This window comes from Streptomyces sp. NPDC045899 (assembly GCF_056431485.1).
This window is the reverse complement of record NZ_JBWKKP010000016.1, coordinates 157,564-181,202: the sequence shown is the minus strand read 5'-3', so window position 1 is coordinate 181,202 and position 23,639 is coordinate 157,564. Positions and strand designations below refer to the sequence as shown.

Annotated in this window: 19 protein-coding genes; 7 read left to right on the top strand and 12 right to left on the bottom strand. The window is 72.0% G+C overall.

What is annotated here, in order from left to right; genetic code table 11:
• Positions 1 to 207: 207 nt before the first annotated feature.
• Complete coding sequence (locus tag AC07FT_RS24005; protein ID WP_479178027.1) at positions 208 to 1,644, bottom strand: Gfo/Idh/MocA family protein; 1,437 nt, start codon at positions 1,642 to 1,644, stop codon at positions 208 to 210.
• A 325-nt stretch (positions 1,645 to 1,969) separates the two neighbouring features.
• Between AC07FT_RS24005 and AC07FT_RS24000 the strand changes: the two genes are divergently transcribed.
• Positions 1,970 to 3,613: a S1 family peptidase gene (locus tag AC07FT_RS24000; protein ID WP_479178026.1), complete on the top strand. Its 1,644-nt coding sequence runs from the start codon at positions 1,970 to 1,972 to the stop codon at positions 3,611 to 3,613.
• A 102-nt stretch (positions 3,614 to 3,715) separates the two neighbouring features.
• On the opposite strand, the gene AC07FT_RS23995 is transcribed toward AC07FT_RS24000, so the two are convergent.
• Positions 3,716 to 4,501, bottom strand: coding sequence for a uracil-DNA glycosylase (locus AC07FT_RS23995; protein ID WP_479178025.1), 786 nt, complete (start codon positions 4,499 to 4,501; stop codon positions 3,716 to 3,718).
• 113 nt (positions 4,502 to 4,614) lie between these two features.
• On the opposite strand from AC07FT_RS23995, the gene AC07FT_RS23990 reads away from it, so the two are divergent.
• Positions 4,615 to 4,998 (top strand): hypothetical protein, encoded by a 384-nt coding sequence (locus tag AC07FT_RS23990; protein ID WP_479178041.1) that lies wholly within the window; start codon positions 4,615 to 4,617, stop codon positions 4,996 to 4,998.
• A 38-nt stretch (positions 4,999 to 5,036) separates the two neighbouring features.
• Here AC07FT_RS23990 and polX read toward each other — a convergent pair whose 3' ends face one another.
• A complete protein-coding gene (polX, locus tag AC07FT_RS23985; RefSeq protein WP_479178024.1) occupies positions 5,037 to 6,779 on the bottom strand; it encodes a DNA polymerase/3'-5' exonuclease PolX in 1,743 nt (580 codons plus the stop codon).
• A gap of 132 nt (positions 6,780 to 6,911) precedes the next feature.
• On the opposite strand from polX, the gene AC07FT_RS23980 reads away from it, so the two are divergent.
• On the top strand, positions 6,912 to 8,060 hold the full coding sequence (locus tag AC07FT_RS23980; protein ID WP_479178023.1) for a baeRF2 domain-containing protein: 1,149 nt from the start codon (positions 6,912 to 6,914) through the stop codon (positions 8,058 to 8,060).
• Between the two features lie 414 nt (positions 8,061 to 8,474).
• Here the strand turns inward: AC07FT_RS23980 and AC07FT_RS23975 are convergent, their stop codons facing one another.
• Positions 8,475 to 9,413 carry an EamA family transporter gene (locus AC07FT_RS23975; protein ID WP_479178022.1) on the bottom strand — a complete coding sequence of 313 codons (939 nt, stop codon included), beginning with the start codon at positions 9,411 to 9,413 and terminating at the stop codon, positions 8,475 to 8,477.
• A gap of 68 nt (positions 9,414 to 9,481) precedes the next feature.
• Here AC07FT_RS23975 and AC07FT_RS23970 point away from each other — a divergent pair, with 68 nt between their 5' ends.
• Together AC07FT_RS23970 and gcl are read left to right on the top strand one after the other, a co-directional pair.
• Entirely contained in the window at positions 9,482 to 10,339 is an 858-nt protein-coding gene (locus tag AC07FT_RS23970; protein WP_479178021.1) for a LysR family transcriptional regulator, read from the top strand.
• Positions 10,340 to 10,474: 135 nt separating this feature from the next.
• A complete protein-coding gene (gene gcl / locus AC07FT_RS23965) occupies positions 10,475 to 12,259 on the top strand; it encodes a glyoxylate carboligase (protein WP_479178020.1) in 1,785 nt (594 codons plus the stop codon).
• A 20-nt stretch (positions 12,260 to 12,279) separates the two neighbouring features.
• Here gcl and AC07FT_RS23960 read toward each other — a convergent pair whose 3' ends face one another.
• Positions 12,280 to 13,074 carry an SDR family oxidoreductase gene (locus AC07FT_RS23960; protein ID WP_479178040.1) on the bottom strand — a complete coding sequence of 265 codons (795 nt, stop codon included), beginning with the start codon at positions 13,072 to 13,074 and terminating at the stop codon, positions 12,280 to 12,282.
• 277 nt (positions 13,075 to 13,351) lie between these two features.
• Here AC07FT_RS23960 and AC07FT_RS23955 point away from each other — a divergent pair, with 277 nt between their 5' ends.
• Both AC07FT_RS23955 and AC07FT_RS23950 read left to right on the top strand, forming a co-directional pair.
• Positions 13,352 to 15,223: a glycoside hydrolase family 15 protein gene (locus tag AC07FT_RS23955; RefSeq protein ID WP_479178019.1), complete on the top strand. Its 1,872-nt coding sequence runs from the start codon at positions 13,352 to 13,354 to the stop codon at positions 15,221 to 15,223.
• The gene (locus AC07FT_RS23950) at positions 15,220 to 15,726 is read left to right on the top strand and encodes a hypothetical protein (protein WP_471199361.1); all 507 of its coding nucleotides are present in this window, start codon (positions 15,220 to 15,222) and stop codon (positions 15,724 to 15,726) included. Before AC07FT_RS23955 ends, AC07FT_RS23950 begins: the two co-directional genes overlap by 4 nt.
• Before the next feature lie 45 nt (positions 15,727 to 15,771).
• Here AC07FT_RS23950 and AC07FT_RS23945 read toward each other — a convergent pair whose 3' ends face one another.
• The 7 genes from AC07FT_RS23945 to AC07FT_RS23915 form a co-directional block, all read right to left on the bottom strand.
• Positions 15,772 to 16,437: a hypothetical protein gene (locus AC07FT_RS23945; protein ID WP_471199359.1), complete on the bottom strand. Its 666-nt coding sequence runs from the start codon at positions 16,435 to 16,437 to the stop codon at positions 15,772 to 15,774.
• Positions 16,438 to 16,615: 178 nt separating this feature from the next.
• Entirely contained in the window at positions 16,616 to 17,413 is a 798-nt protein-coding gene (locus tag AC07FT_RS23940) for a SigB/SigF/SigG family RNA polymerase sigma factor (RefSeq protein WP_479178039.1), read from the bottom strand.
• A 270-nt stretch (positions 17,414 to 17,683) separates the two neighbouring features.
• On the bottom strand, positions 17,684 to 18,604 hold the full coding sequence (locus AC07FT_RS23935) for an AEC family transporter (protein WP_471199357.1): 921 nt from the start codon (positions 18,602 to 18,604) through the stop codon (positions 17,684 to 17,686).
• A 177-nt stretch (positions 18,605 to 18,781) separates the two neighbouring features.
• Complete coding sequence (locus AC07FT_RS23930; RefSeq protein ID WP_479178018.1) at positions 18,782 to 21,097, bottom strand: glycoside hydrolase family 3 N-terminal domain-containing protein; 2,316 nt, start codon at positions 21,095 to 21,097, stop codon at positions 18,782 to 18,784.
• Between the two features lie 182 nt (positions 21,098 to 21,279).
• Positions 21,280 to 22,215: a ketopantoate reductase family protein gene (locus tag AC07FT_RS23925; RefSeq protein ID WP_479178017.1), complete on the bottom strand. Its 936-nt coding sequence runs from the start codon at positions 22,213 to 22,215 to the stop codon at positions 21,280 to 21,282.
• 106 nt (positions 22,216 to 22,321) lie between these two features.
• Entirely contained in the window at positions 22,322 to 23,074 is a 753-nt protein-coding gene (locus tag AC07FT_RS23920) for a maleate cis-trans isomerase family protein (RefSeq protein WP_479178016.1), read from the bottom strand.
• 64 nt (positions 23,075 to 23,138) lie between these two features.
• Positions 23,139 to 23,618, bottom strand: a complete 480-nt coding sequence (locus tag AC07FT_RS23915; RefSeq protein ID WP_479178015.1) for a MarR family winged helix-turn-helix transcriptional regulator — start codon at positions 23,616 to 23,618, stop codon at positions 23,139 to 23,141.
• Positions 23,619 to 23,639 lie beyond the last annotated feature (21 nt).

Genomic DNA, 23,639 nt, shown 5'->3' with positions numbered 1-23,639 from the left:
CTCCCCCCCCCCCCCCCCCCCCCCCCCCCCCCCCCCCCCCCCCCCCCCCCCCCCCCCCCCCCCCCCCCCCCCCCCCCCCCCCCCCCCCCCCCCCAACCCCCCCCCCCCCCCCCCCCCCCCCCCCCCCCCCCCCCCCCCCCCCCCCCCCCCCCCCCCCCCCCCCCCCCCCCCCCACCGCCGTCCGGTGCCTCGTCGGGGTCCGCGGCGTCAGCCGGCCGGCGGCATCTCCGTGGCCCGTGAGTCCAGCCCCGGGCGGTGATTGACCCACTGGCCACGGGTGAAGTCCGGCATCGCCACCGGGCGCCCGCCCGCCGCCAGGGACGTGACGCTCAGCGGCACCGGTGAGCACCACGCCGCCGACTCGTACACGTCGATGTCCGGCACCAGGCCCGCGCGCATCTGCTGGACGGTGCGCCACTGGAGGATGTAGTCCATGCCGTCATGGCCGCCGTCGGCGGCGTCGTCGGCGAGCTTCCGCCACAGCCAGTGGTCGAACTCCTTGCGGTAGGACTCGAAGTCGTGCCAGGTGTGGCCGCTGTGGTCCGGCTCCAGATAGACCCGCCCGCCGGTCTTGGAGGTGCCCGTGTAGTCCTCGAAGATGCCGCGGCTGCCCGCGAGGCTGTTGATGCGGCTGTAGGGGCGCGGTGAACTGACGTCGTGCTCGGCCCGGATCACACGTCCTGCGGCCGTGTCGATCAGACAGGTGACCAGGTCACCGTTGATGTACGTCTCCTTCCACGACGGATGGGAGCGCGGGACGAACCGCTTGCGGTAGTCCGCCAGCCCCCTGGGCTCGGTGGAGGTGGCCCGCAGTACGGTCATCCGGTCACCGCGGTTGATGTCCATCGCCGCGGCGACCGGGGCCAGCCCGTGCATCGCGTAGAAGGAGGCGGTGCTGCGGGTGTGCCACAGCCGTCGCCATGCGTCGGTGTAGTACGTGTCCGAGAACAGCAGCTCGCGCAGATCGTGCAGATAGCCGCCGTGGCCGTTGGTGACCTCTCCGAACACCCCTTCGTGCGCCATTCTGAGCATGGCCAGCTCATTCCGTCCGTAACAGCAGTTCTCGGACAGCATCAGATGGCGGCGGGTCCGCTCGGAGGTGTTCACCAGGTCCCACAGCTCGTCCAGCTCGGTGGCGATGGGGAGTTCGACGATGACGTGTTTCCCGGCCAGCAGCGCGGCCCTGCCCTGCTCGTAGTGGAACTCCCACGGGGTGGCGATGTAGACGAGGTCGATGTCATCGCGTTCGAGCATCTCGGCGTAGGAGGTGTCCGAGCCGCCGAACTCGGCGGGGCGCGGTGCGCCGAGCTGGACCAGCCGGTCGGCGGTGCGTTTGGCGCGGTCGGCGCGGATGTCGCAGACGGCGGTGACCGCGCAGCCGGGGATGGCGGACCAGCCCGCGGACATCTCGTAGCCGCGGTTGCCGAGTCCGATCACCGCGGTGCGGACCGTCCGGCGGGGTTCATAGGCCACGCCGATCATGGACTTCTGGCCGGTCCGCCGCTTCGGGGCCGCCGACGTCAGCACCGGGGCGGCGGACCCGGCGGAGGCACCCGCCGCCTGCCCCGTGCCCGCCGCCAGCGCGCCCGTGGCAAGGGCGCCGCCCAGGAGCAATCGACGTGAGACCGCGGGGATTTGGCGCATCAGGCATCACTCCTGGCTCTCCGTATCCGGTAAGCAGCGGGGATGACTCTGATGGCGACGACAGCGCCTGTCAAGAGTTGCTCGTTGCGAAGCTCTTCCAATCAGAATCAATCACCAGGATGATTGGAACGGTCAACGGCGTGAGAAAGCGGCGGAGCTTACTCAAACGGACGGCCCGGCGCAGCCTTTCATCACAGTGTGAGTGGTGGTGAGAACGGATCAAACGCCTCCGCGTACGACCTGGTGGCCCCGCGCGGGGCGTGGAGAACACGGTCGACCGGACCTCCACGCGGAACCCGCGCTCCCCCTACCGGAGGTCACTCAGTTGAGCCACCGACGTGTGAAGAAGCGCAACGTTGCCATCGGCGGAGCGGCCATCGCCGCGCTCGGGGCGGCAGCCATCCTGCTGCCCAACGCCAATGCGAGCCCGGACAAGTCGTCGGAGGCCAGGACCTTCTCGTCCAAGGCGGCGGTGAAGCTCGCCCGTTCCCTCGCCACGGACCTCGGCGACAGCGGGGCGGGCTGGTACTACGACAACGGCTCGCGCAAGCTGGTCATGAACGTGACGGACGAGAACTCCGCCGAGGACGTCCGCGCCAAGGGCGCCGTAGCCAAGATCGTCAAGAACAGCATGGCGGACCTGAAGGGCGCCACCAAGACACTGAGCAGCGATGCCTCGGTGCCCGGCACGGCGTGGTCGATCGACCCGGTGACCAACCAGGTCCGGGTCACCGCGGACCGCACCGTGACCGGTGCCAAGTGGGCCACCCTGACCAAGGCCACCGACGCGATGGACGGCCTGGTCAGCGTGAAGCGCTCCAAGGGCGAGTTCAAGCGTTTCGACGGTGAGGAACCGGCCCAGCCGGGTGGTGAGGGCGGCGCGGCCGGTGACGCCGGGGCGGGCGACGAGGCCGGGGCCGGTGGCGCCGGAGGCGCCGGTGACGCGGGCGCGGGCGGTGCCGGGGGCGCCGGTGACACAGGAGCCGGTGGTGCGGGTGACGCGGGCGCCGGTGGTGCCGGTGGTGCCGGTGACGAGGGTGCGGGCGGTGCCGGTGGCGAAGGCGGTGCGGGCGGCGCCGGAGGTGCCGGTGGCGACGACGCCGGTGGCGGTGGCGAGGCCGCGGGCGGTCTCGACGGCGGCGACGCCATCTTCGGCGGTGGCGCCCGGTGTTCCCTCGGGTTCAACGTCACCGTCGACGGCGCCCCGGGCTTCCTGACCGCGGGCCACTGCGGCAACGCCTCGCAGACCTGGACCTCGGACGAGGCGGGTGCCCAGCAGGTGGGCACCGTCCAGGACTCCAAGTTCCCCGAGAACGACTTCGCGCTCGTCATGTACGACGACGCCAACACCCAGGCGGCCAGCACGGTCGACCTCCAGAACGGCAGCACCCAGGAGATCGGGCGCGCGGTCGAGGCGAGCGTGGGCCTGAAGGTGCAGCGCTCCGGCAGCACCACCGGACTCTCCGACGGTCAGGTGACCGGTCTCAACGCCACGGTGAACTACGGCAACGGTGACATCGTCAACGGCCTCATCCAGACCGATGTGTGCGCCGAGCCCGGTGACAGCGGTGGCGCGATGTTCGCCGAGGACGCGGCGGTCGGTCTGACCTCCGGTGGCAGCGGTGACTGCACCCAGGGCGGCGAGACCTTCTTCCAGCCGGTGACCGCCGCGCTGGAGGCCACCGGTGCCGTGATCGGCGCTGACGCCGGTGGTGGCGGTGACGAGGGCGGCGCCGGTGGCGCCGGTGACGACGGCGGTGCCGCGGGTGGCGCCGGTGGCGCGGGCGAAGAAGGTGGCGCCGGAGCCGCGGGCGGTGCCGGTGACCAGGGCGGTGCCGGTGAGGCCGACGGCGGTGCCGGAGGCGACGCGGGCGCGGGTGACGACGGCGGTGCCGCCGACGCGGGCGCCGGTGGCGACGCGGGTGCCGGTGACGCCGGGGCCGCCGACGCGGGCGCCGGGCTCAACTGACCGCGGGTGAACCCGTGAACGGGGCCCCGGGCGCCCTCCTGCCCCAGTGCCCGGGGCCTCCTCCGCACGGCCCGTCCCGCTCCGGCGGAACGGGCCGTGCGGTCAGTCCGCGCCGGACACCGGCAACCCGGCCGCTTCCGCCGCCCCGCGGAGCACCGTGCGCAGCATCTCCGGTGTGAGCCGTTTGGTGAAGGTGTTCCGCTGGCTCACGTGATAGCAGCCGAACAGTTCCAGGGGCGCGCCCCCGTCCGCCGCCGGCAGACTGGTGCGCGCGCCGTGCGCGAAGACCGGACGCGGCCGGGGCACCCGCCACCCGGCGGCGTCCAGCGCGGGCAGCACCGCCTGCCAGCCGAAGCCGCCGAGCACCACGGCCGAGCGCAGCCCCGGCCGCAGCAGTGTCAGTTCCCGGGCCAGCCACGGACGGCAGGTGTCCCGCTCCCCGGGGGTGGGCCGGTTGGCGGGCGGGGCGCAGTGCACGGGCGCCGTGACCCGCACACCGCGCAGCTCCAGACCGTCTCCCCGGTGGGTGGAGGTGGGCTGGCCGGCCAGGCCCACGGCGTACAGCGCCGCGTACAGGAAGTCCCCCGAGGGGTCACCGGTGAACATCCGGCCGGTGCGGTTGCCACCGTGCGCGGCCGGGGCGAGACCCACCACCGCCAGCGCGGCGTCCGGCGGTCCGAACCCCGGTACCGGCCGGGCCCAGTACTCCCAGTCGGCGAAGGCACGGCGCTTGGTTCGGGCGGTCTCCTCCCGCCACTCCACCAGCCGTGGACACGCCCGGCAGCGGCAGATCCGCGCGTCCAGTTCGTTCAGGTCGCGGGCGCCCGGCGCGCTCCGGGCGGGCCAGGTGCCGGATGCGGGGTCGCTGTCATGTTCGGGCTGGGCCATAGGGGTTCCTGGCTGACGGAGTTGACGGACCGTTCCCGTCCGATGATGAGGCCTCGTAGCATGCGGGGCAGAGACCATGACGATCACGGAGACGGAAGAGGGTGACACGGGCGATGCGGGTGGGCCTGTTGCGGACGGTGGGTACGGCCACGGCGCTCTACGGCGTGGCGGTGACGGCATGGCCCGCGCTGCTGGCCAGACCCTCGGGGCTGGTGGACGCGCAGGGCCGGACGGAGCCCGCCACCCGGGTCTCGCTGCGCCCGCTCGGGCTGAGGGAGGCGGCCAGCGGGCTCGCCATGGCCTTGGCGCCGCGCGGTCCCGCGCTGACCACGGCCACCGCGCTGCGGATCGCCGCGGACCTCGGTGACGCGGGGCTGCTGGGCCGCACCCTGCCCGGCCGGGAGCGGCGCGCCGCTGCCGTCGCCGTGTCGGTGGGCTGGGCCGCGCTGTCCGTGGTGGGTCTGCTCGCACCCGAGCGCGACCGCACCGGGCGCTGACCCGGGCCACCGGCCGCTGACCCGGCTCGCGGTGCGGCTCAACGGCCGCCGCCGGTGCGCTTGGTGCGCAGGAAGCGCCGCAGCCGGGTGAGCGACCAGGTGTTGATGACATCGTCCGTGGTGAGCCAGGCGCGCTGGGCCATGCCCACCCCGAAGCGCATATGGTCCAGATCGCGGGTGGAATGCGCGTCGCTGTCCAGCGCGAACACCACCCCGTGCGACTTCGCCCGCAGGATGTTCTCGTCGGACAGGTCCAGCCGGTCGGGATGGGCGTTGATCTCCAGCGCGGTGCCGGTGCGGGCGCACGCGGCGAACACCTCGTCCAAGTCGGCGTCCACGCCCGGCCGTTTGCCGATGAGCCGTGTCGTGGGGTGGCCGATGATGTTCACATGGGGGTTCTCACAGGCCCGCACCAGCCGCCGGGTCATGGTGTCCCGGTCCTGGCCGAACTGCGAGTGCACCGAGGCCACGCACACGTCGAAGTCCTCGAGGAACTCGCCCGGCCAGTCCACCTCGCCGTCGGCGTCGATGTTCAGCTCCACCCCGTGCAGCAGCCGGGTGTCCCGGTGGCCGCGCCCCCGGTCCAGCTCCCGCAGCCGCTTCCGCTGGGCCAGCATCTTCTCCTCGGTCATCTGCTGCATGTACAGCTTCGGGGCGTGGTCGGTGACGGCGTAGTACGCGTACCCCCGTCCCTCGGCCTTGGCGATCATGTTCTCCAGCGGTTCGAGTCCGTCGGTCAGATCGGTGTGGGTGTGCAGGTCGCCGCGGAGATCGGACTCCCGGACCAGCGCGGGCAGACTGCCGTCCAGGGCGGCCTTGATCTCCCCGCGGTCCTCGCGCAGCGTCGGCGGGATCCACTCCATGCCGAGCCGGGCGTAGACGTCCTCCTCGCTGCGCGAGGCGATCTTCTTCCCGCTCCTGGCCTCGAAGAGGCCGTACTCGGAGAGCTTGAGACCGTGCCGTACGGCGATGGCGCGGACACGGATGTTGTGTGCCTTGGAGCCGGTGAAGTACAGCATTCCCGCGCCCCACGCATCCAGCGGCAGCACCCGCAGGTCCACCTGGAGCCCCTTCGTGGTGCGGATCGAGGTCTTCTTCGACCCGTGCGCGATGACCTCGGCGGTGAACGGCAGCCCGGTGAACGCCTCCATGAACGGGGCGGATTCCGCCGCCGCCACCAGGATGTCGACGTCCCCGACCGTCTCCCTCATACGCCGCAGCGACCCCGCGTACGCACACCGCCGGCAGCCGGGCACCGCGGACAGGGCGGCCACGATGTCATCGGCCACCTCCATGGCCTCGTCCAGCGGAATCCGGCTCCCTGCGGCCCGCAGCAATCCGATGCCGTGCAGGATGTTCTCCTCGGACTTCGGTCCGAAGCCCTTCAGATCACGCAGTCTGTGCTGCTCGATCGCGTCCGCCAGCTGGTCGACCGAGGAGATCCGCAACTCCTCGTAGAGCAGCATGGCCTTCTTCGGGCCGAGGGCGGGGATGGCGGTGAGCTCGCGGACCCCGGCGGGGATGGCGGCCCGCGCCTCCTCGACGGCGGGCACGGTCCCGGTCGTGAGGAACTCGAGGACCTTGTCGGCGATGGACCGGCCGACGTTCGGGATCGCGCGCAGGCCCTTTTCGTCCAGCCGCGCCACGTCCACGGGATGACCGCCGATGGCCCGCGCGGCCTTCTCGTAGGCGCGCGCGCGGAACGCGTCCCCGCCCGTGATCAGCAGCAGATCGGCGTACTCGCGCAGGAGGGCTTCGACCTCCTCGTTGGAGCGAGCCATGGCAGTGATTCTAGTCGGCTCTGGCGATCCCGGTGAGGTGGAGGGATCCTGGTGTGCAGGAATGGGACCGCGACCGGGACGGCTTCCGGTCGAAGGGTTCCGGCCGTGCGTTTCCCCGGGTTGGGGGAGGTCATGGACGTTGGTTTCCTGAAGCCGTTGTTCGATCGTCCCGGTCCGTGGGCGTGTGTCTACATGGACACCTCGCGGACCACGGAGGACGCGCCCCGCCGCCGCAAGCTGCGGGAGCGCTATGTGGCCGATCAGCTGACCGGTCTCGGCGCCGACCCCGCCACCTGCGAGGCGGTGGTCGGCAGACTCGCCGGAGAGCGGGTGACCAGGCCGACCGCGGGGCGTGCGCTGTTCGCCGCGGGCGGTGAGGTGGTCCTGGACATGCCGCTGGCCGTGTCGCCGGGCGATGTGGCCACCTCGTGGACGTCGCTGCCACGTGTGGCGCCGCTGGCCGCCCTGCGCGGTGAGTGGCCGTCCTGCCTGCTGGCCCACGTCGACCGGGCGGGCGCCGATCTGGAGTTGCTGGACGCCGGTGGCATCCATCCGGTGTGTCACACCTCTGGCGGGACCCCGCAGGGCCGGGGACACCGGTCCGTCCCCGCCGACCGGTACGAGTGGCGCTATCGCAACCGGATGGAGAACACCTGGGACCACACCGCGGACCAGGTCGCCGAGGAGCTGATGCGCCGCTGGTCGGACCGTCCCGCGCAGCTGCTGATCCTCACCGGTGACCCACGGGAGCGCCGTGCCGTGCGCGACCGGCTGCCCGAGCCGCTGCGCGAGCGGGCGGTGGAGGTGCAGCGCGGCAGCCGGGCCGGGGCGAGCTCACGGGAGCTGCTGGAGGCGGAGATCGACCACGCCCGCGCCGAGCACGCCCGGGCCCACCTGGAGACCGTCCTCGACGCCTTCCGCGCCGGACGCGGTCGTCCGGGCGCCCAGAGCGGCCACGACGGCAGCGCGCCCAGCGGCGCGGCGGAGGGTGTGCCCGCCGTGATCGAGGCGATGCGCAGCCATCAGGCGGCCACCCTGCTGCTGGGCCAGGCGGGCGGCGATATGCGCCATGAGGTGTGGGTCGGCCCCGCGGCCGATCAGGTGGCGGTACAGCGCGCCCAGGCGCGGGCGCTCGGGGTGAGCACCCCCGAGCCCGCGCGGGCGGATGACGCGCTGATGCGTTCGGCGGCGGTGGCGGACACCGAGGTGCTGCTGGTGCCCGAGGGGGTGTCCGGCCCGGCCGGCGGGCTGGGCGCGGTCCTGCGCTGGCACGGCGCCTGACACATCCGGGCCGTGTCCCCGCGGCGGTGACGCGGGGACACGGCCGAGGTGTGTCAGGGCGCGTGGGACGGCGCGGGGCGCGGTGTGGGGTCCCCGCCGCGGTCAAGTCCTGTCGGTCGTCCGGTTCTGACATTTGGTCGGAATTCTCTTTTCCCGGCGAGTCCGATACATAGTGCAAGTTCACACTTTTGTATGCTTTCTTCAGCGCGTCGTCCCCCCGTTCACGAAAGGGGCTCCACATGCACACGATGGAGGTTCGCCCACCCGTACCCAGTCGTTCCCGTAGCAGATGGCGTCGATACGGCCGGCTCGCCGCCGCGAACTTCGTCCGCGGCGCCTCGTATGCGTGCGGCACCGCGGCCATCGGTCTGATGGCCTGGTGGGTGCAGACCCACTAGCCCCGCCGCCGACGCGTCACCCGGCGCGGCGCCCCGACGCCAGGACGCTGACCGCGTTGCTGACCACCACGGCGGCGATGGCCGCCCAGGCACTCCACGTCAGCGACTCGCCCAGCACCACCAGTCCGACCACGGCGGCCAGCACCGGGTTGACGCTCATGAAGATCCCGAAGAACCGCGCGGGCACCCGTCGCAGCGCCTGCACATCGCTGAGGAACGGCACCGCCGAGGACAGCACCCCCGCGACGGCCGCGCAGAGCAGCGCCCCTCCGGTCGGCGGCCGGTGGAGCAGCACCACGATCCCGACGGGTACGAACAGCAGCCCCGAGATTCCGGCCGCGGCCGCCGAACCCTCCGCTCCCGGCAGCCGGCGCCCGATCGTCCCGTTGAGCAGGATGTAGGACGCCCAGCACACCGCGGCCAGCAGGCCGAGCCCGATCCCGAGGTAGTCCGTGGACGGCTGCGGGCGGGTCAGGGCCACCACCCCGCCCGCCGCGACCAGCGCGCACCCCAGGTCCACGGCCCGCCGGGAACCGGCCAGCGCCACCGCCAGCGGGCCGAGGAACTCCAGTGTCACCGCCAGGCCCAGCCCCACCCGGTCGATCGCGCTGTACAGCGACAGGTTCATGGTGGCGAACACCGCCGCCAGCAGCAGCACCGGACGCCACTGCCGGGCGGTGAACGACCGCAGGCGGGGCCGTGCGACGGCCAGGAGCAGCACCGCCGCCACCCACTGGCGCACCGCCACCACCCCGGCCGGGCCGATCACCGGGAAGGCCAGCGCGCCGATGGCGGCACCGGTCTGATTGGACAGTCCGCTGCCGCACATCATGGCGATCCCCGCGAGCCGGCCGCGCCGCTCGCCGTCCCTGCCGGGAACCGCCGTCTCCCCGCCCGCGACCGCGATCTCCGCCTCGGTCCGGGCCGTCCGCTGCCCGCGTGCCATCGTCCGCATGCACCGAGCGTGGGGCCGCTCCACGCTTCCGCAAAATGCATGAGACGCGTTATCCATACGCTTGGGTTATGCATCTCGAACTACGGCAGCTCCGCTGTCTCGTCGCGATCGCCGACGCGGGCAGCTTCACCGACGCCGCCATCGACCTGGGCGTCTCCCAGGCCGCGGTCTCCCGTACCCTCGCCTCGCTCGAAGCCGTGCTCGGTGTACGGCTGCTGCGCCGCACCAGCCGTGAGGTGGTGCCCACCGCGGCCGGCACCCAGGTCCTCTCCCGCGCCCGGCGTCTGCTGGCCGAGGCCGACGACCTGGTGCGCGAGGCGGCCAGCGGCCACCGCCGGCTGCGGATCGGCCACGCCTGGTCGGCCATGGGCCGCCACACCCTGGAGTTCCAGCGCCGCTGGCCCGCCGCGCGCCCCGATGTCGAACTGCACCTGGTGCGCACCAACTCCGCCACCGGCGGACTCGCCGAGGGCGCGTGCGATATCGCCGTGGTGCGCACCGATCCCGAGGACCGGCGGATCGAGAGCGTGGTGGTGGGCCTGGAGCGGCGCTACTGCGCGATGGCCGCCGACGACCGGTGGGCACGCCGCCGTTCCCTCCGGCTCGCCGAGACCGGTGACCGCACCCTGGTCATCGACCGGCGCACCGGCACCACCACCGCCGATCTGTGGCCGCCGGACCGCCGCCCGGCCATGGAGTACACCCAGGACGTCGACGACTGGCTCTCGGTGATCGCCACCGGCCGCTGCGTCGGGATCACGGCCGAATCCACCGTCACCCAGTACCCGCGGGCCGGGATCGTGTTCCGGCCGCTGCGGGACGCCGCGCCCATCCCCGTGCGGCTCATCTGGTGGCGGGACGACCCCCATCCGGCCGCCCCCGCCGCCGTGGCGCTGCTGACCGACCTCTACCGGCGGGAGGGCTGAGCGTCCACCGCGCGCCCCTTGACGGGCTCCCTCCACCCGTGGACCATCTTTTCCGTCAAGCAAAATTAAGTTTCCGCGATGCGGAATAGCAGGATGACGCATCCGGAGAGACGGTCCTACCCCAGGAGCAACCTCATGGCGCGCATGACCGCGGCCCGGGCAGCGGTGGAGATCCTGAAGCGTGAAGGCACCACCCACGTCTTCGGCCTCCCCGGTGCGGCGATCAACCCCTTCTACGCCGCGATGCGCGGCGACGGCGGCCTGACCCACGTCCTCGCCCGGCACGTCGAGGGCGCCTCGCACATGGCCGAGGGCTACACCCGGGCCAGGGCCGGGAACATCGGGGTGTGTGTCGGCACCAGCGGCCCGGCCGGAACCGACATGATCACCGGGCTCTACTCGGCGGGCGCCGACTCCATCCCGATCCTGTGCGTGACCGGGCAGGCTCCGGTGGCAGCCCTGCACAAGGAGGACTTCCAGGCGGTGGACATCGCCTCGGTGGCCGGACCGCTGACCAAGATGGCCATGACCGTCCTCGAACCCGCCCAGGTGCCGGGTGCGTTCCAGCAGGCGTTCCACCTGATGCGCTCCGGACGGCCCGGTCCGGTCCTCATCGACCTGCCCATCGACGTCCAGCTGGCCGAGATCGAGTTCGACCCGGACACCTACGCGCCGCTGCCCGTCTACCGGCCCTCCGCCACCCGCGCCCAGATCGACAAGGCCCTGGCCATGCTCCAGGCCTCGATACGCCCGCTGATCGTCGCGGGCGGCGGAGTGGTGAACGCCGACGCGTCCGCCCTCCTGGTGGAGTTCGCGGAGCTGACCGGGGTGCCGGTGGTGCCCACCCTGATGGGCTGGGGCTCCATCCCCGACGACCATCCGCTGATGGCGGGCATGGCCGGCCTGCAGACCTCCCAGCGGTACGGCAACGCCACCCTGCTGGAGTCCGACTTCGTCCTGGGCATCGGCAACCGCTGGGCCAACCGCCACACCGGAGGCATCGAGACCTACACCCGCGGGCGGACCTTCGTCCATGTGGACATCGAACCCACCCAGATCGGCCGGGTGTTCGCGCCCGACCTCGGCATCGTCTCCGACGCCGGGGCGGCCCTGGAGCTCTTCGTGGAAGCCGCCCGGGAGCTCCGGCGCGGCGGAGCGCTCACGGACCGTTCCGCCTGGGCCGGGAGCTGTCTGCGGCGCAAGGGCTCACTGCTGCGCAGGACCCACTTCGACGATGTACCGGTCAAGCCGCAGCGGGTCTACGAGGAGATGAACCGGGCCTTCGACCGGGAGACCCGCTATGTGAGCACCATCGGCCTCTCCCAGATCCAGGCCGCCCAGCTGTTGCACGTCTACCGCCCGCGGCACTGGATCAACGCCGGTCAGGCCGGTCCGCTGGGCTGGACCGCCCCGGCCGCCCTCGGAGTGGCGACCGCCGATCCGGACGCCACCGTGGTGGCGCTCTCCGGAGACTACGACTTCCAGTTCCTGATCGAGGAACTGGCCGTCGGGGCGCAGTTCCGGATCCCGTACATCCACGTGGTCGTCAACAACGCCTATCTGGGGCTGATCCGCCAGGCCCAGCGCGGTTTCGACATGGACTTCTGCGTCCAGCTCTCCTTCGACAACGTCAACGCCCCCGAGCTGGGCGGCTACGGCGTCGACCATGTGAAGGTCGTGGAGGGGCTGGGCTGCAAGGCGCTCAGGGTCCATGCCCCGGACGACATCCTCCCGGCGCTGGAGGAGGCCAAGAAGCTGATGGCCGAGTACCGGGTGCCGGTGATGGTGGAGGTCATCCTGGAACGGGTCACCAACGTGGCCATGGGCACCGAACTGGACAACGTCGTCGAGTTCGAGGAACCGGCCACCGTGCCCGGCCACGCCCCGACCGCCGTGCACACCGCCCTCGACCGAGCCTGACGCGGCGGTGCGGCGATCCGTCAGCCGCCCGTGGCGAAACCGGGGAAGAGGGTCATCCCGCCGTCCACGTAGAGGGTGGTGCCCACCACGTAGTCGGTCAGGTCCGAGGCGAGCAGCACCACGGCGTTGGCGATGTCATCCGGGACGCCGATCCGGCCGTAGGGGATCAGGGTCAGCAGATCGGCGAGCGCCTCCGGGGTCTCCCACGCGTCGCGGTTGATGGGGGTCTTGATGGCACCCGGCGCCACCGCGTTCACCCGGATCTTCTGCGGGGCGAGTTCCTGGGCCAGGGTCTGCATCATCATCCCGACACCCCCCTTGGACGACGCGTAGTTCACATGGCCGCCCCACGGGATGATCTGGTGGACCGAGCTCATGCAGACGATCTTCCCGGCCGCGCGGGACACCTCCGGCACCACCCCGCGCCGCAGGAACTCCTTGGTCGCCTCCCGGGCGCACAGGAACTGGCCGGTGAGATTGACGTCCAGGACCTGTCGCCACTGCGCCAGCGTCATCTCCACCGTCGGGGCGTCCCGCTGGAGTCCCGCGTTGGACACCAGGACGTCGATGGTGCCGAACCGGTCGACCATGGCGCCGACCATGTCGACCACCTGGTCCTCCTGGGACACATCCGCCTGGTGGGCGTAGGACCGCACCCCGTGGCCCTCGATCTCCTTGACCACGGCCTCGGCCGCGGGGCGGTCGGAGATGTAGTTGACCACCACATCGGCGCCCGCGCGGCCCAGGGCGAGCGCCGTGGCCTTGCCGATGCCCGAGTTCGCCCCGGTCACCAGGGCCTTCTGCCCGGTGAGCAGGGGTGGCAGCGGGATCGGACGGGGCTGGTCGGCACTGGCGTTCACTGGCGCTCTCCTTCGCGGTGACGTCCCGGTGGCGCAATGACCCTCGCAGCCCGGGACGGCGCCGCCGCCCACGACGGGCACCACGGTCACCCACTGAGCCGATGCACATCGTTCCAGCGGCGCAACGCGGGGTGAGCCGGAGCGGTCGCCGTCGGCGAGCGGGACCGGGCACGCGGTGCGACGATGGTGCGAGGCTGAGCACGGGTGGCGAATCCGGTGGGAGGACCCCACGATGGACACCTATCCGAACATCAGTGACCACGGGCTCATCGGAGATCTCCAGACCGCGGCGCTGGTGGCCACCGATGGCACGATCGACTGGTTCTGCAGTCCGCGGTTCGACTCGCCGAGCGTCTTCGCCGCCCTGCTCGACCAGCGGCGCGGCGGACACTTCCGGATCACCCCGGGACATCCGGACTACATCACCAAACAGCTCTACCTCCCCGACACCGCCATCCTCATCACCCGGTTCATGACCCCGGACGGTGTCGGCGAGGTGTACGACTTCATGCCGGTGGCCCCGGCCACCGCCACCGACCGTCACCGGCTGATCCGGATGATCCGCGTGGTGCGCGGGCAGATGCGGTTCGAGCTGGACTGCTGCCCCCGCCCCGGGTACGGGCGGGAACGCCACACCCTGAAGGTCCACGACGAGGGAGCCATCTTCCACGGCGACACCGTCGACATCACCCTGCACCCCGCGGGGGACCGGGTCAGTGAGCACACCGAGATCCACGCCGCCGACGGCGACATCCGCTCCACCCTCAACCTGACCGCGGGCCAGGCCGCCGGTGTCGTCCTGGACACCGCGGCGGCGGGCCACGCGGTCGCCCCCCGGCGGGTGCCCGAGGACGAGATCCTGCGGATGCTGGACCACACCACCCACTTCTGGCGCCGGTGGACGCGCGGCTCGCGGTACACCGGGCGCTGGCGGGAGACGGTCGCCCGGTCCGCCATCACCCTCAAACTGATGACCTACGCGCCCACCGGAGCGCTGGTGGCCGCCCCGACCGCGGCGCTCCCCGAACAGATCGGCGGAGAGCGCAACTGGGACTACCGCTACACCTGGATCAGGGACGCCTCGTTCTCCGTCTACGCGCTGATCGGCCTGGGCTTCACCGCCGAGGCCGAGGCGTTCGCCAACTGGCTGCGCGACCGCGTGGTGGAGAAGGCGGGCGACGGCTCGGGTCCGATGAAGATCATGTACCGGGTGGACGGCAGCTCCGATCTGGTGGAGGAGACCCTCGACCACTTCGAGGGCTACCGCGGCTCGGGCCCGGTCCGGATCGGCAACGGCGCCGCCGACCAGCTGCAACTCGACATCTACGGCGAGATGATGGACTCGCTCTACCACGCCGACACCCACGGGATCACCGTCGGCCACCGGGGCTGGTCCGAGATGTCGCGGGTGATCGACTGGCTCTGTGACAACTGGGACCGCCCGGAGGAGGGCATCTGGGAGACCCGCGGCGGCCGACAGGACTTCACCTACGGCCGGATGATGTCCTGGGTGGCCCTGGACCGCGCGGTCCGGCTCGCCGAGAGCCGCGGCCGCCCCAGCCACCAGACCATGTGGCGGGTCACCCGGGACTCCGTCTACCAGCAGATCATGGACCGCGGCTGGAACCGGACGCGTCAGGCGTTCGTCCAGCACTACGGCTCGCCCGTGCTCGACGCCTCGCTGCTGCTGATGCCGCTCATCGGCTTCGTCGAACCCCGCGACCCGATGTGGCTGTCCACCCTCGACGCGATGAACGACGAGCTGGTGTCCGACAGCCTGGTCTACCGCTACAACCCCGCCGCCTCACCCGACGGTCTCGCGGGCTCGGAAGGCACCTTCTCGATGTGCACCTTCTGGTACGTGGACGCGCTCGCCCGCTCCGGCAGGCTGGAGCAAGCGCGGCTGACGTTCGAGAAGATGCTCACCTACGCCAACCATCTGGGGCTGTTCTCCGAGGAGATCGGGCTCACCGGTGAGCAACTGGGCAACTACCCCCAGGCGTTCAGTCATCTCGCCCTGGTCAACGCCGCGGTCAACCTGGACTACCAGCTCGACCACGGCTCCGGATGGGTGGGACCCGTGCTGGGCCAGAGCACCGCATGAGCACCGCCGGGGAGCGGGTGCGCACCGCGCCCGCACGACCCCGCGACTACTCCGGGGCGGTCTACGGCTCGCTGCTGGCCGCCTCCGTGGTGGCGGGGACCGGGGCCTCGGGCCCCTACCCCCGGCTCCAGCTGATCGCGTTGCTGCTGATCACCGGGCTGGTGTTCTGGGCCGCGCACGTCTACGCCCGGCTCGCGGGGGAGCGGCTGGGTGAACGGCAGCTCACCGCACGGGAGGTGCGCCGGGTCGCGCTCCACGAGTGGCCCATCGTGCAGGCGGCGGTACCGCCCGCCGCCGCCGTGGCCATCAGCCCGCTGCTGGGACTGGGGATGGAGGGCACCACCTGGCTGGCACTGGCCGTGGCGGTGGCCGAACAGGTCGGCTGGGCGAGCGTGGCGGTGCGGCGCGCCGGGGCCTCCCTGCGGCTGACCGTGGTGGCCGGGGCGGGCAATCTGCTGCTCGGGCTGGTCATCGTGGCCGCCAAGGCGACCCTCACGCACTGAGCCGGGTCCGGCGGACCGGGGGCCGCCGGACCCGGCCCGGTGCGGTCACTCCGGCTGTGTCCCGGGGCGCAGCGCCACCCGCAGCACCCGGGCGCTGACCACCAGCACCCACAGCGGGAACACCAGCGCGAACCAGGCGGCGGTGCTCACCACGAACAGCAGCACCACCGCCACCGCATAGCCGGACCACGTCAGCCAGCGCGGGAACATCCCCAGCCGGTGGCAGAGCGTCGTGGCCGACAGGACGAACACCGCCGCGATCCGGGTGGAGTACGACGAGAGCAGCACCAGCGTCAGATGGCGTCCGTACTCCCACATCCGCAACTGCGCGGAGGACGAGCTGCCCGCGAGCGCCAGCAGCCCGCCGACGGCCGCCGCCAGAACGAAGATCACCGCGAGATAGAGCACTCCGCTGCCGAAGAAGAGGGTCGCGAAGAACTTGTCCTCCGCCGCGCCCACGTAGTCCCGTACCGCGCCCATGAACCACAGGAAGAAGATGCCCGCGAACGGCACCAGTTGCAGCGCCACGTTCAGCGAATCGCGGCTGGAGCCGTCCGCGAGCCAGGCGCCCGCGTCGCTGGGGTGGTCCGGGATGGCCGCGTGGACCAGGACCACCACGGTGCCCAGCAGCAGCGCGGAAAGGATCCCCGCGGCCCCGGCGGCCCGTGGCGTCCGCAGCGCCCGGCCCGGCGGTTCGTCGGTGGCGCCCATGACGTCCTCCTTCCGGCCGCCGCCGGACCCGGGACTCCTCGGGCCGGGCGGCGGACCGTCACCGGAGCTCATCGTCACGCGGTGCGCGGCTCCCGGTCGGCGGGGGACACCGGCGCGGGCGACGATCACCCTGATGGCGCGCCCGGCTCCCCCGCCCGGCCGAGCCGGACGGGACGGTCTAGGCCGTCTCGGCGAGCGCTTCGGCGCGCAGGGTCGAGCAGGTGCGGTTGATGAGCCGGGAGACATGCATCTGGGAGATGCCGAGCTGTTCGGCGATCCGGCTCTGGGTCATATCGCAGAAGAACCGCATGTAGAGGATCTGGCGCTCCCGGTCCGGCAGCCGGGTCAGCCCCGGGCGCACGGCCTCGCGGTCCACCACCCGGTCGTACGCGGGCTCCTGGGCGCCGAGGGTGTCCACCAGGGAGTAGCCGTCGTCCGCGCCCGTCAGCTGCGCGTCCAGGGACAGCGGGGTGAAGCTGCCCAGGGCCTCCATCCCGGCGCGCACCTCCTTCTCGGTGAGACCGGTGCGCTCGGCTATCTCCTCGGTGCGCGGCGGGCGGTCGTCGAGGGAGTGGGACAGCTCACGGTGCGCGACCCGGACCCGGTTGCGCAGGTCCTGGACCCGGCGCGGGACGTGCAGCACCCACAGGTGGTCCCGGAAGTGGCGCTTGATCTCGCCGACGATGGTGGGCACCGCGAACCCGGCGAAGGCCGTGCCGTGTTCGGGGTCGTAGCGCTTGACGGCCTTCACCAGGCCGAGCGCGGCCACCTGCTGGAGGTCCTCCAGCGACTCGCCGCGGTTGCGGTACTGGCGGGCCAGCCGCTCGGCCATCGGCATCCACGCCTCGACCACCCGCCGGCGCAATGCCTCCTTCTCGGGCCCGTCCGGCAGACGGGCAATCTCGTGGAACTCGGCACTGGTGTCAGGTGCGTCGTCGTGCGAGTGCTTCGTGGGGCCGGTCTGGGGCCGTGCCATGTTCTGCTGCGCTGCGGTCGTCACGGAACACACCTCCTGCGATGTCTGATGGGGCTTGCCGGGACCGAAAGGTCCGCATCGCGGAGGCATGCGCGCAGGACAGGGTGGGGGCCGCGTCCTGCGGGACGTCACACTGCTCCCGCGGCGCGTGCCTCCGGTCCGAAGCACGAAATACCGCCTGCCCTCGGGACCTGGGGGCAAACCATCGATTCTCCGTGGCTTCGCGGGGGAGTTGCCACGGGCCAGTGCGGGTGGCGCGGGCGCGGGGTCTCAGCCCAGCAGTGCGGCCACCGTCATCAGCACCGGTGCCGCGAGGAGCGTGGAGAGCAGGATCGACTCACGGGCCAGTACGGTGGCCGTCTCATAGCGCGTGGCATAGGTGAAGAGGTTCTGCGCCGCCGGGAGCGCGGAGGTGACGACGGCCGCGAAGAGCGCGGGCCCGCCGAGTCCGAACACCCCGGCCGCGATCGCCCACGCCACCACCGGCTGGGCGAACGACTTCAGCGCCACCGACAGCAGCACCGGTCCGCGCTCCTCGCCCGTGCCGGGCAGCGCGGTGCCCGGCAGGGAGATGCCGAAGGCCAGCAGGACGGCGGGTACGGCCATACCGCCCAGCAGGGTCAGCGGCTCCAGTACCGGCCCCGGGATCCGCCACCCCGCCGCCGTCACCGCCACACCGCACAGGGAGCCGATGACGATGGGATTGCGGAACGGGGTGGTCAGCCGGTGTACGACCGAGGGCCGGGCACCGGGACGGCCGAGGTCGATGACGGTGAGCGCGATCGGGGTCATGACCAGCTGCTGGAAGAGCAGTACGGGAGCGACCACCCCGGCGTCACCGAGGACGTACATGGCGATGGGGATGCCCAGGTTGCCCGCGTTGACGTAACTCGCGCACAGCGCGCCGATGGTGGTGCGGCCGAGGCTCCACCGGCGTACGGCACCGACGGCGATGAACACCCCGGCGACCACACAGGTGCTCAGCGCCGTGACGAGCAGGGGAACGGAGAGCACGACCGAGAGGTCGGCCCGGGAGAGCGTGGTGAACAGCAGCGCGGGGGAGGCCACGTCGAAGGACAGCCGGGTGAGCACCTCCCGGCCGTGCTCGCCCAGGGAGCCCCGCCGGCCGAGCACATAGCCGGTGACGATGATGCTCGCGATGACACCGAAGCCCGTGATCACACCGCCCACGACACCTCCGCCGGGCCGGGCGCGGGGGAGCGGTGGCGGGGCACGGCGACGGTCATGGAGGTGTTCTCCGTCAGACGGGGCGGTCAGCATGCACCCTACAACCAACCTTCCGTGCCCTGGGTGGAGCGCGCGCCGGGGCGGTGGGGGGCCGCCCCGGCACGTACCGGCCGGGCGGTCTCAGGTGATGGTGAGGGTGCGTTCGCCCCGGGCCAGGGAGCTGTTGCCCGCGTAGAGCCGGATCTCGCCCTTCTCCACCACGAACTCACCGTCCCGGTCATGGGTCCAGAAGCCCAGGTGCTCCGCGCCGAGGCGGAAGCGCACGGTGGTGGACTTCCCCGCGCCGAGGGTGATCCGGCGGAAGCCGCACAGTCTGCGCACCGGCTGGACGATGCCGGCCACCGGGTCGCGCAGATAGAGCTGGACGACCTCGTCCCCGCTCCGCCGCCCGGTGTTGCGCACGGTCACCGCCACCTCGACGGTGTCGCCCCGGCGCAGCGCCTCGGCCGTGATCCGGCGCACCGGCAGCGAGGGCTCCCCGATGTCGAAGGTGGTGTAGCTCAGCCCGTGGCCGAAGGCGAACTGCGGACCGTCCGGCAGATCGAGGTACTTGGATGTGTACTTGTTGTCCGGGTCGTAGGGGCGGCCGGTGTTCTCGTGGTTGTAGTAGACCGGGATCTGACCGACCGAGCGGGGGAAGGAGACCGGCAGCTTCCCACCGGGGTTGACCTTCCCGAACAGCACGTCCGCGATCGCGTGCCCGCCCTCGATTCCGGGGTGCCACGCCTCCAGCACGGCGGGCGCCGACTCCAGCCAGCCGCCGATGGTCAGCGGACGCCCGTTGACCAGGACCACCACGAACGGCTTGCCGGTCGCGGCGATGGCCCCGATCAGCTTCTCCTGCGCGCCGGGCAGACCGATGTCGCTGCGCGCGCTCGCCTCACCGCTGAGCGCGGCCGCCTCTCCCACCACCACGACGGTCGCCTCGGCGCCCTTGGCCGCCGCCACCGCCCTGGCGATGCCACCGGTGTCCTCGCCGTCGGCGTCCACCCCTCTGGCGTACGTCACCTTCGCCTCCGGCACGGCGTCCCTGACCGCGTCGAGGACCGTGACCGCGGGGAACGACTCGCCCCAGGGGCCGGCCCAGGTGCCCAGGAGGTCGGTGGAGTCGCCGAACGGGCCGACCACGGCGAGGGAACCGGCCGAAGCGCTCAAGGGCAGCGCGGACTCCTCGTTCCGCAGCAGCACCATGCAGCGGGCGGCGGTCTCACGGGCGGCCGAACGCGCCTCCTTGCCGGGCTTGCGGATGGCCGCGTCCTCGTCCACGTAGGGGTGGTCGAACAGGTCCAGCCGGAACTTCAGCCGCAGGATCCGCGCCACCGCGTCGTCCAGCCGGGCCATGGTGATCCGGCCGCTCCTGAGCAGCCGTTTGCCGTGGTCCACGAGGAGGGTGCTGACCATCTCCATGTCCACACCGGCGTTGAGCGCGAGCCGCGCCGCGTCCGCGCCGTCGGCGGCGAACCCATGAGCGATCATCTCCTGGACGCCGGTGTAGTCGCTGACGACGAAGCCGTCGAAGTCCCACTCCCGCTTGAGGATCTCGGTGAGCGTATGGGTGTTGCCGTGGGCGGGCACCCCGCTGATGGTGTTGAAGCTCGCCATGACGGTGGCGATCCCGGCCTTCACCGCCGCCCGGAACGGACCGAGGTACTGATTGCGCAGCCGTGCCTCGGACACGTCCACGGTGTTGTAGTCGCGTCCGCCCTCGGCGCCGCCGTAGGCCACGAAATGCTTGGCGCACGCGGCCAGCCGGTCCTTCGCGGCCAGGTCATCTCCCTGGTACGCGCGGGTCTTGGTTGCCGCGAACGCCGCGGTGAGGAAGGGGTCTTCGCCGTTGCCCTCGGCGATCCGCCCCCAGCGTGGCTCATGGGTGACGTCCATCATCGGGGAGAAGGTCCAGTGCACCCCGTTGGAGCGCGCCTCCTTGGCGGACACCTCGGCGTCCCGCTCGGCCACCGCCGGATCGAAGGCGGCGCCCTGGGCGAGCGGGATGGGGAACGTGGTCCAGAAGCCGTGGATGACATCGAGTCCGAAGAGCAGCGGGATACCGAGGCGGGACTCCTGCACCGCGATCCGCTGGAGGGCGTTGGTGTACTTCGCCCCGTAGATGTTGAGCACGGACCCGAGCCTGCCCTTGCGGGCCGCCTCCTCCGCCGCCTCGGTCTGACCCCCGCCGGGCCCGGTGTTCCCGGCCCAGGTCAACTGCTGAAGCTGGCCGAGCTTCTCCTCGACCGTCATCCGCCCCAGCAGCGCCCGGACCTTCGCCTCGTGCGGGCCCCGGGGGGAGGTGTCACGGGGGCCGGGAGCCGCCGCCCCTCGCTCGGAGGCCGCCGCACCGGCGGGTCCATCGGCTCGGGCGGTGCCGGTCGCGGCTCCGCCCGCAACGGCCGTACCACCGGCCGCGGCGAGCACCGTACGTCTACGCACACCATTCATGGCCTTCGTTCCTTGAAGAGCGTTGAGTGCTGTCGACGGGTGGATCTTCAGAAGTTGAATTGAAGCTACGGACCCGATGAGGGAGCGTCAAGGGTCGGCGCGGCGGCGGTCTTCCACGGCTTTGATCGTTCCAAGAAACCGGCCCGGGCCGCCGCGGTCGAGCGGCCCGGTCGCGGTGCGCGCTATGCCTCCGGAACGGCCGGTGCGCCCAGCGCGTACGGCGAGAGGATGTCGGCGACCGTGCGGTTGCGCGGTGTCCCGACGCCCAGTTCCTCCCCGAGCGTGGCCACCGCGCCGCTGAGCCAGGCCAGTTCGAGCCGGTGGCCGCGCTCCAGGTCGTTGTGCATCGAGGAGGTCATGGACGGTGGCAGGGTGTCGCAGAACGCGAGACGGTCATCGGCGAACCCGGGGTCCAGGGCGACCCCCCTGGCCCGGCCCACCTCGACGACCTCACGCATCACCTCGTGGAGCAGCGAGCGCGACCCGGCGTCCCCGCGGATCACCCCGATGGGCTGCCGCACGGCCGTCGTCGCCGCCGACACACCCACCAGGAACACGAACTTCTCCCAGATCGCGCGCTCGATGTCCGGGCTGAGCTCCGCCTCGATCCCCGCCTTGAGGGCGTGATCGAGCAGGGCGCGGGCCGGGCCGGACTCCTCGCCGCCGTATCCGCCGAACACCATCCGCTGCAGGGTGCCGTTGTGCACCACGACCCCCGGCTCCTCGATGAACGCCGAGATGTAGCAGACCCCGCCCAGCACCGATTCCGCCGGGAGGTGGCGGCGCAGCACGGTGTCCTTCTGGACACCGTTCTGGAGCGAGATCACCGTCGTGCCGCTCTCGGCGAGCGGGCGCAACTGCCGCGCCACGTCCTCGGTGTCCCACAGCTTCACGGCCACCAGGACGACATCCGCCCCTTCGATGTCCGCGATGGCCGGAACCACCGCATCGGGGGACACCCGCAACTCGCCCAGCGGACTGCGCACCGTGAGCCCGTTCTCCCGTATGGCGTGGAGATGGCCGCCCCGCGCCACGAAGGTGACGTCACTTCCGGCGGCGGCCAGTCGCGCGCCGAAGTACCCGCCGACGCCTCCCGCCCCGACCACGGCGATCCTCATGATGCCCCCTCCTTGATATCCGTATGAGGGGTTACTTTAGAGCGCCGGAGCGGCGACGCCGCGCGAGGCGGAGCGGTGCCCGCGAGGCCGCGGCGCCGCCACCGCCCTAGACGGTGCCGCTCAGCAGCCGTCCCGCGCCCGGCACCACCGTCGGCAGACCGAGCGCGTCCAGCACCCGGTGCGCGGTGGCGGTCGCGGCCGACAGCACCGGCAGTCCGGCCTCGTCCTCGACCGTCTGGATCGCCGCGAGGGACGGCATCTGCACACAGGCCGACAGCACCAGCGCGTCCGCCCCGTCCAGCCGCAGCCGCTTCCAGTGTTCGCGCAGGTCCGCCGGATCCAGCCGCGCCACCGCGAGGTTGTCGGCCACCTCCAGGCTCAGCGCGTCGACCACCTCGATCCCCGCGGCCTCGACACACCCGGCCACCAGACCGGTCAGCTCCTTCATATACGGAGTCACCAGGGCCACCCGCCGCGCGCCGAGCGCCCTGATCCCGCTGAGCAGGGCGCCCGCGCTGGAGACCACCGGTGCCTTCGCCCCCTGGCCGTCGAGGACCGCGGCGATCTCCGCCTCCGCCACCTCGTGGTGGCCGGGACCCTGTGCCATCAGCGCGACCAGACACGCCGAGGCCACCACATCGGGCCGGGCGTCGGCCAGTTCGAGCGCGGCCCGCTCGGTCTGCGCGTTCATCTCCCGCAACTGCTCGGGCGTGACGTGCCGCATCCGCATCCGGCTGCTGTGGAAGACGAAGCGGTCCTCCGGGAGCACGCTCTCGCGGGCGCGCAGCATCCGCGGCAGTTCGGTCTCCATCGTCAGGTTGGAGCTGGGCACGATCAGCCCTATGTGATGATCCGGCACGGGGTCCTCCACGGAAATCCGTCAGGGGGAGCCCGTACACCCCGTGCCGTTCCGGCGCGTGGCGCTAGGGCTCCTCGGTCAGCCCCTCCCAGTGGTCGGCGAGGGACGTCAGCAGGTGCATGACTTCGTCGCGGCCCTCCGGTCCGTACGGCCCCATCAGCCGTTCGTCGAGGGCACGGGCGCGTTCGTTGGCCGCCCGGAGCGTCCGTCGGCCCTCCTCGGTCAGGAAGAGCAGCTTGCGGCGGGCGTCCTCCGCGGCCGTCCGCCGGGTGATCAGTCCCCGGTTCTCCAGCCGCCGGGCCACGTCCGCCATGGTCGAGGTGTCCAGGGCCACCGCCGACGCCATCGACCGCTGGTCACGGCCCGGTGCCGCGTCCACCGCCGTGAGCACCGCGAACTGCGGACCGGTCAGCGTCGAGTCGACCGCGCGCACCCACACCGCCAGATACGCCTGGTACAGACGGCGGACCTGATAGCCGGGGGCGGCGGTCAGGGCGGCGGGAGTTATCGGCAGGGACTCGGCGGGTGCGGTTTCGTCAGACATGGCCTCACTCAATCACGGGCG